The 14,485-nt window shown below is 73.6% G+C and carries 12 protein-coding genes; 5 read left to right on the top strand and 7 right to left on the bottom strand.

Translation table 11 applies throughout. The features are described from left to right. Positions 1-2: 2 nt before the first annotated feature. Positions 3-839 (bottom strand): citryl-CoA lyase, encoded by an 837-nt coding sequence (locus FHU33_RS10365; RefSeq protein ID WP_142025292.1) that lies wholly within the window; start codon positions 837-839, stop codon positions 3-5. Beyond that, the gene (locus FHU33_RS10360; protein WP_142025291.1) at positions 836-2,032 is read right to left on the bottom strand and encodes a CaiB/BaiF CoA transferase family protein; all 1,197 of its coding nucleotides are present in this window, start codon (positions 2,030-2,032) and stop codon (positions 836-838) included. The genes FHU33_RS10365 and FHU33_RS10360 overlap by 4 nt, the downstream gene beginning before the upstream one ends. A gap of 231 nt (positions 2,033-2,263) precedes the next feature. Here FHU33_RS10360 and FHU33_RS10355 point away from each other — a divergent pair, with 231 nt between their 5' ends. Together FHU33_RS10355 and FHU33_RS10350 are read left to right on the top strand one after the other, a co-directional pair. Continuing rightward, positions 2,264-3,745: an amidohydrolase family protein gene (locus FHU33_RS10355; RefSeq protein WP_142025290.1), complete on the top strand. Its 1,482-nt coding sequence runs from the start codon at positions 2,264-2,266 to the stop codon at positions 3,743-3,745. Between the two features lie 106 nt (positions 3,746-3,851). Further along, complete coding sequence (locus FHU33_RS10350; protein ID WP_142025289.1) at positions 3,852-4,682, top strand: IclR family transcriptional regulator domain-containing protein; 831 nt, start codon at positions 3,852-3,854, stop codon at positions 4,680-4,682. 40 nt (positions 4,683-4,722) lie between these two features. On the opposite strand, the gene FHU33_RS10345 is transcribed toward FHU33_RS10350, so the two are convergent. After that, positions 4,723-5,247 carry a GNAT family N-acetyltransferase gene (locus tag FHU33_RS10345; RefSeq protein WP_142025288.1) on the bottom strand — a complete coding sequence of 175 codons (525 nt, stop codon included), beginning with the start codon at positions 5,245-5,247 and terminating at the stop codon, positions 4,723-4,725. A 107-nt stretch (positions 5,248-5,354) separates the two neighbouring features. Here FHU33_RS10345 and FHU33_RS10340 point away from each other — a divergent pair, with 107 nt between their 5' ends. Next, positions 5,355-5,828, top strand: a complete 474-nt coding sequence (locus FHU33_RS10340; protein WP_142025287.1) for a VanZ family protein — start codon at positions 5,355-5,357, stop codon at positions 5,826-5,828. A gap of 2 nt (positions 5,829-5,830) precedes the next feature. On the opposite strand, the gene FHU33_RS10335 is transcribed toward FHU33_RS10340, so the two are convergent. Continuing rightward, complete coding sequence (locus FHU33_RS10335; protein ID WP_211355062.1) at positions 5,831-7,834, bottom strand: S41 family peptidase; 2,004 nt, start codon at positions 7,832-7,834, stop codon at positions 5,831-5,833. A 160-nt stretch (positions 7,835-7,994) separates the two neighbouring features. On the opposite strand from FHU33_RS10335, the gene pdxY reads away from it, so the two are divergent. Further along, on the top strand, positions 7,995-8,843 hold the full coding sequence (gene pdxY, locus FHU33_RS10330; RefSeq protein ID WP_142025286.1) for a pyridoxal kinase PdxY: 849 nt from the start codon (positions 7,995-7,997) through the stop codon (positions 8,841-8,843). 31 nt (positions 8,844-8,874) lie between these two features. Here pdxY and FHU33_RS10325 read toward each other — a convergent pair whose 3' ends face one another. Further along, a complete protein-coding gene (locus tag FHU33_RS10325; RefSeq protein WP_246063485.1) occupies positions 8,875-10,797 on the bottom strand; it encodes a serine/threonine protein kinase in 1,923 nt (640 codons plus the stop codon). Between the two features lie 216 nt (positions 10,798-11,013). On the opposite strand from FHU33_RS10325, the gene FHU33_RS10320 reads away from it, so the two are divergent. Next, positions 11,014-12,642, top strand: a complete 1,629-nt coding sequence (locus FHU33_RS10320; protein ID WP_142025284.1) for a peptide chain release factor 3 — start codon at positions 11,014-11,016, stop codon at positions 12,640-12,642. A gap of 1 nt (position 12,643) precedes the next feature. On the opposite strand, the gene FHU33_RS10315 is transcribed toward FHU33_RS10320, so the two are convergent. Further along, positions 12,644-13,507, bottom strand: coding sequence for a class I SAM-dependent methyltransferase (locus FHU33_RS10315; RefSeq protein ID WP_142025283.1), 864 nt, complete (start codon positions 13,505-13,507; stop codon positions 12,644-12,646). A gap of 111 nt (positions 13,508-13,618) precedes the next feature. Next, on the bottom strand, positions 13,619-14,449 hold the full coding sequence (locus tag FHU33_RS10310) for a hypothetical protein (RefSeq protein WP_142025282.1): 831 nt from the start codon (positions 14,447-14,449) through the stop codon (positions 13,619-13,621). Positions 14,450-14,485: the final 36 nt, after the last annotated feature.

Below are 14,485 nucleotides of genomic sequence, written 5' to 3'. Positions count from 1 at the left end.
CCTCAGGCGCTTCCGTCGCCGACCGCCGGCAGCGGCGCGGGGACGAACGGGTCGGGCGCGACCGGACGGTTGTTCAGGTCCACCGACAGGAACACGTCGTTGGCCACCGGGGAACGCAGTTCCTCCGCCAGCTGTCCGATCAGGCCGGCCGTGCGGGCGAGCAGCGCGAACCCGCGGAGCAGCTCCAGCGGCAGCCCCAGGTCGGCCAGGGCGGCACCGCAGACGCCGGCGCCGTTGAGCGGCAGCCGCTTGCCGAGCACCTGCTCGTGCGCGCGCCCGATGGCGGTGAACAGCGACAGGTGCGGGCCGACCAACCCCTCCTCGGTCGCGATCTCGATCAGCCGCGGCGTGCGCGGGTCGCCCTGCTTGTGCACGTGGTGGCCCAGGCCGGGGACGAAGCGGCCCGCGGCGCGCTGCGCGGTCACCGTCTCCAGGGCGAGCGCGTCCCAGCCGGCGTCGTCCGTGGGCAGCCCGCCCTCGACGCGGGTGAGCACGTCGTGCAGGAACCGGCCGCAGTCCTCGGTCACGCCCAGGAACCGGGATCCACCGCCGAGCAGGCCCGCCGCGAGTGCACCCTGGATCGAGTCCGGCGCCGAGAGGTAGGTCAACCGGGTGACGATCGCCGTCGGGGTGAAGCCGTGGTCGGCCAGCGCCGCGAGGACCGCCTCGAAGACCCGGGTCTCCCCTCGCGTCGGGCGGCGCTGGGTGGCCAGCCAGAACGACAGCTCGCCGAAGCCGACGCTGCCCATGACGTCGCGGGCGAGGTCGCTGCCGAGCAGGGTGATCGTCTCGAGGCTGGCCGCACCGAGCGCGGTCGGGTACACCGGTTGGTCGCTCACGGACGTTCCTCCTCCGCCGTGGTGCTCAGCCAGCATCGGATCTCCGTGCCGTGCTCGTCCAGGGTGGGCGGCGGCAGCCGGTAGTCGGGGGTGGACGCCGAGAAGGTGATCGGGTTGCGGATCGAGGGCACCGCCGCAGCCCCCTCCCCGGCCATGACGACGGGGTCCAGGCCGATCTCCTCGGCGAAGGCGACGCCCTGCTCGATGGTGTTGATCGGTCCGCACGGCACCCCGGCACCGATGATGTCGCGGAACCAGTCCATCTTCGACCGGGTGCGCAGCCGCTCGACCAGCAGCGGGCGCAGCTCGTCGCGGTTGGCCGTCCGGTCCTCGTTGCGGCGGAACCTCGGGTCGTCCACCAGCTCGGGCAGCCCCAGCACCCCGCACAGCCGGCGGAACTGCCCGTCGTTGCCGGCGGTGATGATCAGCTCGCCGTCGGCGCACGGCAGCGGCTCGTACGGGAACAGGCTCGGGTGGCTGTTGCCCATCCGGAAGGGCACCACGCCGCCGGCGACGTAGGCGCTGGTCTGGTTCACCAGGCCGGAGAGCGCCGAGCTCAGCAGGTTGACCTCGACGTGCTGGCCGGCGCCGGTCTCGTGCCGGTGGTTGAGGGCGGACAGGATGCCGATGGTGGCGTGCAGGCCGGCCATGACGTCGAAGAGGGCGACGCCTGCCCGGTAGGGCTCACCGTCGGGATCACCGGTCAGGCTCATGAAGCCCGAGATCGCCTGCACGATGAGGTCGTACCCGGGCAGCGCGGCCCCGCCCGGTCCGCTGCCGAAGCCGCTGATCGAGGCGTAGACGATGCCCGGGTTTCCCGCCGCCACGCTGTCGTAGTCCAGACCGAAGCGGCCCAGGCCGCCGGGCTTGAAGTTCTCGACGACGACGTCGGCCCGCCGGGCGAGCTCCTGGGCGAGCGCCGCGTCGGCCGGGTCCTTGAGATCGAGGGCGACCGATCTCTTGTTCCGGTTCACGCCGAGGTAGTAGGTGGCGACACCCTCTCGGACCGGCGGCTGCCAGGTCCGGGTGTCGTCGCCCGCCGGGCCCTCCACCTTCACCACCTCGGCACCGAGATCGGCCAGCAGCATGGTGCTGTAGGGCCCGGCGAGGATGCGGGAGAAGTCGGCGACGAGGATGCCGGCCAGCGGCCCACGGCCCGTGGCTGTCCCCGGGAGGGCCGGTCCTGGAGTCATCGTGTCGCGTTCCCCTTCGCAGCAGCCAAGCGGACGGTTGTCCGTCCCTCTCCGAGGCAGTCTCGGCACCGCCCGTGCACCCTGTCAACCAGCTGTTCCATCAGGCGGACGCGACAGCCATCCGCTCTTGACAGGCCGCTCCCACACCATGAAGGTGACCTGCATCGCAGCCGTTCGCCGCTCTGCGGACATTCGTCCGGATGCGTGACGACGACGTCCGAGGAGGAGACGATGACCCATTCCGAGCCCGCTCCCGAGGCCGGCCGACCGGTGGTCCTGCGCGGCGGCACGGTGCTCACCATGGACGAGGCGGGGACGGTCCTGACCGACGCCGACGTCCTGGTGGTCGACGACCGCATCGCCGGGGTGGGGCCCGGCCTGGAAGTGCCCGAGGGCACGCAGGAGATCGACGCGCGCGGCGGCATCGTCATGCCCGGGATGATCGACACCCACCGGCACATGTGGCAGACGGCGATGCGCGGCTACGGCGCCGACTGGACCCTGACCCAGTACTTCGTCTGGTACTACCTCGAGCACGGCAAGAAGTTCCGCCCCGAGGACATCGCGGCCGGCAACCGGCTCGCGGCCATCGAATCGCTGGACGCCGGGGTCACGACCACCGTCGACTGGTCGCACAACCTGCAGACCGTCGACCACGGCGAGGCTGCGCTCGACGCCCTGCGCTCGGTGCCCGGACGGTTCGTCATGGCCTACGGCAACATCCAGGCCGGCCCCTGGGAGTGGACCGCCGACCCCGCCGTCCGCGCGCTCCTGGAGCGACTGCGCGACGCGGGCGACGACAAGATGGGCGTCCAGATCGCGTTCGACGTCACCGGCGACCCGGCGTTCCCGGAGAAGGCGGCCTTCGAGGTGGCGCGCGACCTCGGCATCCCGGTGACCACGCACGCCGGCGTGTGGGGCGCGACCAACGACGACGGCATCCGGTTGATGCACGAGCACGGGTTCATGACCCCGGAGACGGTGTACGTCCACGCCTCGACCCTCACCCGGGACAGCTACCAGCGCATCGCGGCCACCGGCGGCTCGATCTCGGTGTCGACCGAGTCCGAGTGCAGCGCCGGGCAGGGGCACGCCCCCACCGAGCAGGTCCTGCAGTACGGGATCCCGGTGTCGCTGTCCATGGACACCAGCGTCTGGTGGAGCGGGGACATGTTCTCCGCGATGCGGTCGACGCTGAACGCCGACCGGATGTCGGAGCACCTGACCGCGCACCTGAAGGGCGAGACCATCACCCACCTCCGGCTGCGCGCCCAGCACGTGGTCGAGTGGGCGACGAAGGGTGGGGCGCACGCCATCGGCCGCCCCGACATCGGCAGCCTGGAGCCGGGCAAGAAGGCCGACGTCGTCCTGATCAAGAACGACGACTCACCCGTGTCGTTCCCACTGCTCAACCCGTTCGGGCACGTGGCCTTCCAGGCCCAGCGCGGGGACGTGCACACCGTCCTCGTCGACGGCCGGGTCGTGAAGTACGCCCACAAGCTGGTCGGCATGGACCTCGCCCCGGTGCGCCGGGAGATCGAGTCGACGATCGAGTACCTCAAGGGCGCGTGCGGCGAGGAAGTCTGGCAACAGGGCATGTTCCCCGACATGCCGGACGCCGAGGCGGCCATCCTGGACAACCCCTACCAGTACACCGACTACAAGGACGAGTCCAAGCGCGCCGGCGGCGAGGAGCGCGTGCTCGGCCGTTGAGGGAGCCGGTGCGGGGAGGACCTGAGCAGCCGGTCCTCCCCGCGCCATCCTCGGCACCGCCCACGGCCGCCGATGCCGCGGCCGGGCCACCGAAGGGAACGAGCACATGGCAGGGCGTGGCACCGGGCCCGACTTCGTCGAGGCCCTCGCGCGGGGACTCGACGTCCTCGCCTGTTTCGACCCCGCACACCGGAGCATGTCGCTCACCGAGGTCGCGGCGGCCGCCGGGCTCGCCCGTCCGACCGCGCGCCGGCTGCTGCTGACGCTCGAGGAGCTGGGCTTCGTCCGCTCCTCCGACGGCGCCTTCTCGCTCACCCCCAAGGTGCTCACCCTCGGCATGGCCTACGTCGGATCGCTGGGCCTGTGGGACATCGCCCGGCCACACCTGGAGACGCTGGTGGCCGGCACCGGCGAGTCCTCGTCGATGGCGCAGCTGGACGGGTCGGACATCGTCTACGTCGCCCGCGTCGCCGTCCCGAAGATCATCACGCTCCGGGTGGAGATCGGGACGCGGTTCCCGGCCGTGCAGACCTCCCAGGGCAAGGTGCTGCTGGCCGCCCTCTCCCCCGACAGGCTCGAGGCCACCCTCGCCGTCCCCAGCCGGGCGGGGCTGCCCACCTACATCGGCCGGACCGACGAGCAGCTGTTCCGCCAACTCACCGAGGTGCGGGCCCGCGGCTGGGCGCTGGCCGACGAGGAACTCGCTCCGGGCGTGCGCTCGGTGGCGGTGCCGGTCCGCGACGGCGGAGGCGTGGTCCGCGCCGCCATGAACGTGACCGTGCACGCGGCGGAGACCTCCAGGGAGCGGTTGCTCGAGGAGTACCTCCCCCTGCTGCTGCGCACCGCCGGCGACGTGAGCGCCGAATGGGCGCTGTGGCAGTCACGACCGTACGTCGAGGTCACCCACGCAGCCGGGGAGGCCGCCGCGCCGGCCTGAGCGGTGCGCCGCGCGACGGGCCGCCGTCCCGCTCCCCGCGTCAGTCCGGCGGTGACCAGTCGGTGGCGAGATCCTTCTGGTACCAGGCGACGTCGTGCCAGCGGCCGAGCTTCCAGCCCACCCGGCGGTAGCTCCCGGCCGGTGCGAAGCCGAGCGCACGGTGCAGACCCTCGCTCGCCTCGTTGGGCAGCCCCACTCCGGCCAGCACCGTCCGGATCCCCCGGGCTGCGAGCCGGTCGAACAGGGCGCTGTAGAGCGCCCGCCCTCCGCCGGCCCGGCGACGGTCCGCGTCCAGGTAGACGCTCACCGTGGCCGACCACCGGTAGGCGGCCCGGCTCATGAACGGCCCGCCGTACGCGTAGCCGGACACGCCGGCCTCGTCCTCGAGCACCAGCCACGCGTGCTCGTGCTGTGCCGCCGCGATCCGCTCCGCCATCTCCCCCGCCGTCGGAGGTTCGGTCTCGAAGGAGATGGCGGTGTCCCGGACGTAGGGGGCGTAGATCTCGGCGCACCGCCGGGCATCGGAGGGAACGGCGTCGCGCACCGCACCGGGAGAGTTCGTCACCGGCCCATGGTCCTCGGCGAGAAGGCACGTGCGGCGACCGGAGGTGCCAGGAAGCGCACAGCCCGTTTCCAGCCTCCGTGCTGCTGGGGGGACGACGGTGCACAGGCATGGACCACGATCGCCGCCGGCTCGTCGAGCCGCCGACCCGCCGTGCCCTCGACGTCGGGATCGGTCTGGCGACGGCGCTCGTCGCGCTGCTCACGCTGCTGCCGGCCGGCCGTGGCTGGGCGTGGGGGGCGCCGTTGTCGGAGCTGCACTGGTACGCGACCGGCTGGGACTCACACGCCGCCATGCTGCAGCTGTTCGGGAACCTGGCCCTGCTGGCGCCGCTCGCCGCGATCGCCGTCCTCCGCTGGCCGGAGCTCGCGACGTCCCGCCGGCTGGTGGGGGCCGGCGTTGCGGTGGCCGCCACCATCGAGCTCCTCCAGTGGGTCCTCCCCCTCGGGCGGGTGGTCTCCCCCCTCGATGCGCTGCTCAACGCGACCGGTGCGGTGCTCACGGGGCTGGGGATGGCGGCGCTGCGCACCGCGCTACGGCAGCCCACCGGCCGGCCACCCTGCCCGGCGGTCGGCCGGCACTGAGCTCAGAGCGGCTCCGTGCGCGCGGCGACCAGATCCCCGGCCACGAATCCCTGGACCTGGACGACCGTCGCCCCTGCTGCATCGGGCACCGGGAGGGTGGTCGTCCCGTCGGCGACGTCGCTGCTGCTGCGCGGCCGCCCGTCGACGTAGACGTCGAGCCGGTCCAGCCCGGTCGTGCGCAGTTCCAGGCTCAGGCCGCCGCCGGCATCCACCGACGCAGTGAGGTCCAGCCGGCGCCGGGGTCGGCCTGCCAGCAGGGCCCCGGCTGCCTCCATGAGGTCGACGTTGCCCTCCAGCACGTCCCGGCGGGTCATCTCGTGGCGGGCGTCGGCCCGCACGCCGAGGTCCTCGACCGGGGTGCCCGCCAGCGCCCCGACGCGGAGCGTTCGCCGGATGGAGACGCGCATGTCGGCCTGCTTGGGCAGTGGCCGGTAGGGCGAGTCGGGGTCGGCCGGGACGTCGCGGAGCGCCTTCAGCAGGCCGTGCGTCCAGACGTTCGCCCCACCGGCGCCGGTGGTGTCGTCGACGCCGAGCACCGGGCCGATCGCGTGGTCCTGGAAGCCCGCGGCGAAGATGTCGGTCGCCGAGTAGCAGCGGGCGTCGGTGATCAGGACGACGGGCCCGAAGTAGCGCTGCCCCACCGAGTTGGCGCCGTCCTCCGGACTGATCGGGAACGCCGACGAGTAGATCGAGCCGGTCTCCACCGACTGGTCCATCGAGGGGTACCAGGCTCCCAGGTCGATCCGGCCGGTCGGGTCGTCCTTGTGCCGGCGGCAGATCTCCAGGTTCAGCGGTGTGCAGACGAACTGCACCGGCTCGGGCGTGATCCGGCGCGGGGTGAGGGTCTGCAGCGTGAACTCGCTGGCCAGGATGTGGCCGCCGCCGTTGCCCCGGACGTCGAGGATCAGCCCCTCCTGCGGCAGGAGCTCCGCCAGGCGGACGAACTCCGCGACGAAGGCGGCGGGGTCGGGCACGTTGAAGGTGAAGACACGCAGGTGGCCGAACGTGCCGGCCGCGGTCTGCACGCTGCGGGCACGGAAGACCAGCGGCATGGTCGAGGCGACGTCCCCGCCGGCCGCAACCGGTTCGGTCGAGAGCTCGATCGCGAGGTTGCCGAGCGTCTGTTCGACCGCACGCGGGGCGTAGAGCAGGGCCCGCGCCCGGCTGGTCTCGTCCGCGTGCAGGTCCAGGCCCTGCGATGCCGCCGCCGTGGTCAGCACCTCGGCGTCGGCCATCGCCGGCGCGTTCGGGGCGACCAGCCACGGCTCGCGCAGCTCGCGCCGGACGCCGTCGGCGTCGGTGTAGCTGACGGTCACCCACTCCTCGTCCGGCGGTAGGTGCAGGCGCAGCGCCCGGACGGTGAGCGAGTCGACGCCGCGCGCGAGGCGCGCGGCGACGTTGCTGCCGGCGAAGCGGTCGGCGTTCACGGCCACCGCCCGCTCGATCGGCATGCCGTTCCAGTGCGTGATCTCGACGCCGACACCGAAGGTGGGGGCGGACAGCCCCTGGGCGAGGCGGGTGACGATGTAGGTGGCACGGTCGCCGTCGACGCACCGCTCCACCTGGAACGGCAGGTAGGCGATCATCCCGGCGAAGGGCTGGGGCAGCAGGTAGTTGGTGTGCAGGTCCCGCACCGAGTGGAAGACCGACGACATCTCCTGGTGGAAGGACCGCTCCGGGTCCATCGTCGCGTCGGTCTGGCGCAGCAGGCGGGCCCGGAGCAGCCGCAGCCGCTGCACGGGGTTCACCGCGTGCATGGCCGACTTCAGCGGCAGGTGCACGTAGTTGCCCTCGAGCATCAGCAGGGCCTGGCCGACGATGAGCAGCCGCTCGGCGTGGGTGAGCGTGCCCGCCGTCCGCATGAAGTCGTGCAGCGGAACCGATCCCGGCACCGCCGCGCCCTCCGCGCCGAAGGCGACGGTGAGGTCGGCGGGCAGCAGGTCGTCGGCGCGGTCGTCCACCGCTCGGCGCGGGGTGGGCATCTCGACATAGGTGGCCAGGGTCATGGGATCGCCTCGTTCGTGCGGCTGCGGCAGGCAGCTGTCGCCGAGGCCGGACGGCCTCTGGCGTCAGCTGTACCGGCCGGGGCGTCACCGGAGCGTCACCGGCGGCCCGCCGGGGCCGGGCAGCGGACGCGCGCCCGGTGTGCCACCGTGGTGCGCTGTGGTGAGCGTCCTCTCGATCCAGTCCCACGTCGCCTACGGGCACGTCGGGAACTCCTCCGCGGTCTTCCCGCTGCAGCGCCTCGGCATCGAGGTGTGGCCGGTGCACACCGTGCAGTTCTCCAACCACACCGGCTACGGGCAGTGGACGGGCCGGGTCTTCGACGGGCAGGCCGTCGAGGAGGTCGTCCAGGGCATCTCCGACCGCGGCGTGCTCGGCAGCTGCGACGCCGTGCTCTCCGGCTACCTGGGGTCGGCCGACATCGGGCACGCCGTGGTGGGCACGGTCGCCCGGGTGCGGGACGCCAACCCCGACGCCGTCTACTGCTGCGACCCGGTCATCGGGGACGTCGGCCGCGGCATCTTCGTGCGCCCCGGCATCGCGGAGTTCATGCGCGAGGTCGCGGTGCCCGCCGCCGACATCGTGACGCCCAACCACTTCGAGCTGGACCTGCTCTCGGGGCACACCACGCGCACCCTCCCGGAGGTGGAGGACGCGGTCGCCGCCGTCCAGGGGCTGGGTCCCACCGTCGTCCTGACCACGTCGCTGGTCACCGACGACACCCCGGACGACGCCATCGACCTGCTGGCGTCCGAGGGTGGCCGGCATTTCCGGGTGCGGACGCCGCGGCTCGGCGTGTCGGTCAACGGCGCCGGCGACGCGATCGCGGCGCTGTTCCTGGCCCACTGGCTCGACACCCGATCGGCCGGCGAGGCGCTGGGACGCGCGGCGGCGTCGGTGTTCGGGCTGCTCCAGCGCACCGAGGACGCCGGCTCGCGGGAGATCCTGCTCGTCGCCGCGCAGGAGGAGTTCCTCTCCCCGATCCGCACGTTCGAGGTCGCCGAGGTCTGAACCATCTGCCCGGCCGGGGGCCGATGGGCGATCAGCCGGTGGCGGGCGGGCTGCTCGCGGGTTCGCTGGGCGCCGACGTGGTGGCCGGCTCGCTCCCGGTCGCCTCGTCCTGCTCGCCGCCTGACGGCGAGGGCTCCGACGGCGAGGGGTCCGACGGTGCGGGGTCCGACGGTGCGGAGTCCGACGGCGAAGGGTCCGACGGCGAAGGGTCCGACGGTGCGGGGTCCGACGGCGAAGGGTCCGACGGCGAAGGATCTGACGGTGCGGGGTCCGACGGCGTCGGATCTGTGCCCGTGTCATCGCCCGTGTCCGGCGGAGCGGAGGGCGGAGTGGCAGGCTCCTCGGTCGCGCCGGTCTCGGGTCCCGGGCCCGCATCACCGGCCGGGTCGCCGAGGCCGCCGTCTCCGGCGGGGGCTGGTGCGGGTCCTCCCTCCGCAGAGCCCGGACCGCCGGTCGTCGGGGCTTCGGCTCCCGTCCCGGGCCGGGGCGAGTCGCCCGCCCCGGACGGGATCGATCCACCCCCACCGGCAGCACCGGCGCCGTCCGACCCCGGTGCGGCCGGAGGCGCCACGGCGACGTGGAGTCGCACCTGATCGCCCGGGGACAGCCCGACCCCGACCGGCTCGAGCGCCGCGACGGTTCCGGGCGCGTGCTCGCCGGTGACGCGCTGCCGGCGCTCCACGTCGAGCCCCAGCGCCGTCAGGTCGGCGGCCACGTCCTCGACCGGACGCCCGACGTAGTCGCCGGCGGTCAGGACGATCGCGCCCGGTTCCGTCTCCGGCGCCGTTGCAGCAGCGGCGGAGCCGGCGGTGGGTGGGTCCGAGTCGGACAGCCCCAGCACGGTCGCGCCGACGCCGGCGCCGAGGAGCAGGACGAGGAGCGCGACCACGAGCGGCCAGCTGCGCCACCCGCCGCTCGTCCCTGCGACGGGCGGCGGCGTCGCCTTCCGGCCGGGGAGCGACCGCGTCGGTGCAGCCGCCGCCCCGTCGACCGCCGGTGCACCGGCCGCCGTGGTCGGGTGGTCCGCCGGCGCTCCCCCGCCACCGGAGGGCGACGGGCGCACGCCGGCTGCGCTGACCGGGAGGGTCCGGGTCGCCGGTCCCGGCGGGAACCGGCCCTCCAGGGTCGCGTCGATGGCGTCGAGGAAGGCGTCGGCGTCGGGGAACCGGACGTCGGGATCCTTGACCAGCGCGCCGTCGATGAGGGACCGGATCTGCTCGGGGATCGCGGCGGGCAGGGGTTCGGGCTCCTGCTGCACCTGCTTGAGCGCGATGGTCACCGGGTTGTCACCGTCGAAGGCGGCGCGGCCGGTGAGGGACTCGTAGCCGACGAGACCGAGCGCGTACACGTCGCTCGCGGGACGAGGCGGCTCGCCGGCCGCCTGCTCCGGGGACATGTACTGCGGCGTGCCGATCACCTGGCCGGTCCGGGTGATCGGCACGCTGGCGGCCGACCACGCGATGCCGAAGTCGGTCAGCTTCACCTGGCCGTCCCGGTCGATCAGGATGTTGGCCGGTTTCACGTCCCGGTGGACGACGCCGGCGCGGTGGGCCTCCGCGAGCGCCGCGGCCGCCTGCCGGAGCACCGACAGCGCGTCGGCCGGAGCGAGCGCGCCCTCCTCCGAGAAGCGCGTCGAGAGCGGATCGCCCTCGACCAGTTCCATCACCAGATAGGCGATCCGCTCCCCGGTGGCAGCCGACGCCGTCTCACCGTAGTCGTGCACCGCGGCGATGTTCGGATGGTGGAGGGCCGCGGCATGCGTCGCCTCGGCACGGAACCGGGCGGCGAAGGTGGGGTCGCCGGCGTACTCGCTGCGCAGGATCTTCACGGCGACGGGCCGGTCGAAGCGGACATCCCGCCCGCGCCACACCTCTCCCATCCCACCGGCGGCGATCAGGTGGTGCAGCTCGTAGCGGTCGTCCAGGAGCCCGCGATCGTGCTCGACGACGGTCACTCCTGGGTCCCCCTCCCCGAGGGCCCTGCCGGCTTCGCTCCCACCGTCGAAGGGTGCCCGCCTCCCCGGGGCGTTACACGCGTCGCCCGGATCCGGGACCGGCGGCAGCCCCGTCGTGATCGAGCACGCACCCTCCGTGCGGCGCGGGCGCGGATACTGTCGTGGTGTGTCCCCCTCCGCGATCGCTGCGTCCCGTGCCGTGCTGAGCGGGCTCCGATGAGCGTCGTGGACGAGCAGGCCGCTCCCGGCACCACCGCCAAGGACGTCGTCGCCCAGGCCTCCCGCCGGCGCACGTTCGCCGTCATCAGCCATCCCGACGCCGGCAAGTCGACGCTCACCGAGGCGCTCGCGCTGCACGCGCGGGTGATCGGCCAGGCCGGCGCGGTGCACGGCAAGGCCGGCCGGCGCGGCACCGTGTCCGACTGGATGGACATGGAGAAGGCCCGCGGCATCTCCATCACCTCGGCGGCCCTGCAGTTCGAGTACCGCCTGGGCGACACAACGGCCGTCATCAACCTGCTCGACACCCCCGGTCACGCCGACTTCTCCGAGGACACCTACCGGGTGCTCACCGCCGTCGACGCCGCCGTGATGCTCATCGACGCCGCCAAGGGCCTCGAGGCGCAGACCATGAAGCTCTTCGCCGTCTGCCGGCATCGCGGAATCCCCGTGCTGACCGTCGTCAACAAGTGGGACCGGCCGGGCAAGGACGCCCTCGAGCTGATGGACGAGATCAGCGAGCGGACCGGGCTGACGCCGACCCCCCTGACCTGGCCGGTGGGCATCGCCGGGGACTTCCGGGGCGTGCTGGACCGTCGCGACGGCACGTACCGCCGCTTCACCCGCACCGCCGGCGGGGCCACGATCGCCCCGGAGGAGACGCTGTCGGCCGAGGCGGCGCTCGACCGCGAGGGGGACGCCTGGCAGCAGGCCGTCGAGGAGGTCGACCTGCTGGCCGCCACCGGTGCCGACCACGAGCAGTCGCTCTTCCTGGACGGCGTGACGACGCCGGTGCTGTTCGCCTCCGCCGTCTCGAACTTCGGCGTCGGCGCGCTGCTGGACACCCTCGTCGGCCTGGCACCTGCCCCGACCGGCGTCCCCACCGCCGAGGGGGCCAGCCGCGAGCTCACCGACCCGTTCAGCGCCTTCGTGTTCAAGGTGCAGGCCGGCATGGACACCGCGCACCGCGACCGGCTGGCGTTCATCCGGATCTGCTCGGGGGTCTTCGAGCGCGGCATGGTGGTCACCCACGAGCGCACCGGCCGGCCGTTCGCGACGAAGTACGCCCAGCACGTGTTCGGCCGGGAACGCGAGAGCATCGACGTCGCCTATCCCGGGGACGTCGTCGGCCTGGTCAACGCGGCCGCCCTCGGCGTGGGCGACACCCTCTACGCCGACCGCCCGGTGACCTTCCCGCCGCTGACGACCTTCGCTCCGGAGCACTTCGCCGTCTGCCGGGGGCGGGACACCGCCAAGCACAAGCAGTTCCGCCGCGGCATCGAGCAGCTGGACTCCGAGGGGGTCGTGCAGGTGCTGCGCTCGGACCGCCGCGGCGACCAGGCACCGGTGCTCGCCGTCGTCGGCCCGATGCAGTTCGAGGTGGCCACCCACCGCATGGAGCACGAGTTCGGCGCCCCGGTGGAGCTGGAGCGCCTGGGCTACAGCCTGGCGCTCCGCACCGACGAGGCCTCGGCACCCGTCGTCGCCACCGCCCGCGGCGCCGAGGTGCTGCAGCGGACCAACGGCGAGTACGTCGCGGTGTTCAGCGACAAGTGGAGCCTGCGGGTGTTCAAGGAGAAGAACCCGGACCTGCTGCTGGAGTCCCTGGTCGCCGCCGAGCTCTGAGCTACCGCGGGCTCGGGACGGTGTCCCGCTTCTTCGTCGCGGTGAGCAACAGGTACTCCCAGTCGACGACGGTCGAGCCCTGCCCGCGGTCCCGGCTCCGGACGAGCTCGGCCAGCTCGGCGTCCAGCGCGGCCGCGCGCTCCGGCTGGTCGACCAACGACTTGTACACCGGGATCGTCGGGCCGTACACGGCCTTGAAGTAGTCACGGAAGTCCTCAGGCCGGTCGAAGTGGTCGACCGTCAGGTTGCGGCGCTCCGTGGTGACGTCGGCGACCCGGTCGCCGAGCAGTTCGAGCACGTGATCCGCACGTCCCCACAGCGGCGGCGGTGACGCGCCGGGCGGCGGCGGGGGTGCGTAGGGCTTCATCGTGGCGAACATCTGGCCGATGAAGCCCTCGGGCGTCCAGTTGATCAGCCCGATCCGGCCCCCCGGCCGGCACACCCGGACCAGCTCGTCGGCAGCAGCCTGGTGGTGCGGGGCGAACATGACGCCCACGCAGGAAAGCACCACGTCGAACTCGTCGTCGGCGAACGGGAGCGCCTCGGCGTCGCCCTCGCGCCACTCCAGCTCGACGCCCTCGGCGGCCGCGCGCGCCCGCCCGGCGTCGAAGAGCTCGGGGGTGAGGTCGCAGGCCACCACGCTCGCGCCCGTCCTGGCGGCGGGGATCGCGACGTTGCCCGACCCCGCGGCGACGTCGAGCACCCGATCGCCGCTCGTCACCCCGCACGCCCCCACCAGGAGGTCGCCCAGCTCGGGCAGCAGGTCGGCGGCGAGGCGCGGGTAGTCGCCGGAGGCCCACATCGACCGGTGCCTGGCCTTGAGCGCGCGGTCGGCGTCGACGGCGGTGCCGGTGGTCGAGGTCATGACGGGTGCCCTTCGTCCGAGGGACCGGCGCCCCGTACCGCCGGAGGCTGTTCTCAGCCGTCGCCAGGCTGGCCCCGCCCGACCGGGCACGGACAGAGCCGTTGGACCCGCTCAGCCGATCCCGGACGCGCGCAGGATCGCGACGACCTCGTCGGCGGTCGCGGACGTGACCGGGAGGTGCGGCAGCACGCCGATGACCTCGTCGGGGTCGAGGCCGTGGGAGAGCAGCTCCCCGACCAGGCGTTCGGCGGTCTCCGGGCCGAGCGGCAGGGGCGCCCCGGTCGCGTCCACCGCGGCCCGGGCGAGGAACAGCGAGCCGGCCAGGTCGTCCTGCGCCGGCCCCGCGTCCGGCGGCCGCGCGGCGGTGCGGGCGACCGCCTCGGCCGCCCGCACCAGCGACAGCGGCAGACCCTCGGCCTCCACCTCGATCAGCGGGACGTCGCCGAGCGCCGCGAGCACGAGGTGCTCGGCATCGATCCGCAGCGGCGCCTCCCAGCCGCCCGCCCGGACGACGTCGTCCAGGTCGGACTCGTCCTCGCCGACGTCGTCGGCCAGCTCCGCCCAGGCGTCGGGCCGGGTCCGCCGCGCCTTCTCGGCCGCGGCCAGGCAGGTCGCGTGGACGAACGGGTGCAGGACGTCGGTGTCGAACCGGTCGGCGGCCACCGTGCCGTGCCGGTCGACGGAGTTCAGCGCGTCCTGGAAGCTGCCGGGTCGCGCGTCCCCGAGGTCGAGACGGCCGTCCTCGTCGCCGCTGAGCGGGAGGCCGTGGGCGGCCCGCTCGCCCACGGTGAGGCCGGTCGCGACGATGCGGCCGGCCGAGCGCAGGTGGTGCGCCTGGTCGGACATGCCGACCGACCAGGCGCAGGCCTCGGCGACGAGGTCTGCGGCCCGCTCGCGGAGGACGTCGCGGGTCAGCAGGCTCATCCAGTCGACGTCGAACACGCCCCCCACTGTCCCAGCGACCCTCCTCAGGCGGGT

The sequence above is a fragment of the Blastococcus colisei genome (assembly GCF_006717095.1).
GTDB lineage: Bacteria > Actinomycetota > Actinomycetes > Mycobacteriales > Geodermatophilaceae > Blastococcus_B > Blastococcus_B colisei.
The sequence above is the reverse complement of the archived record's forward strand: the minus strand, read 5'-3'. Positions and strand labels throughout refer to the sequence as shown.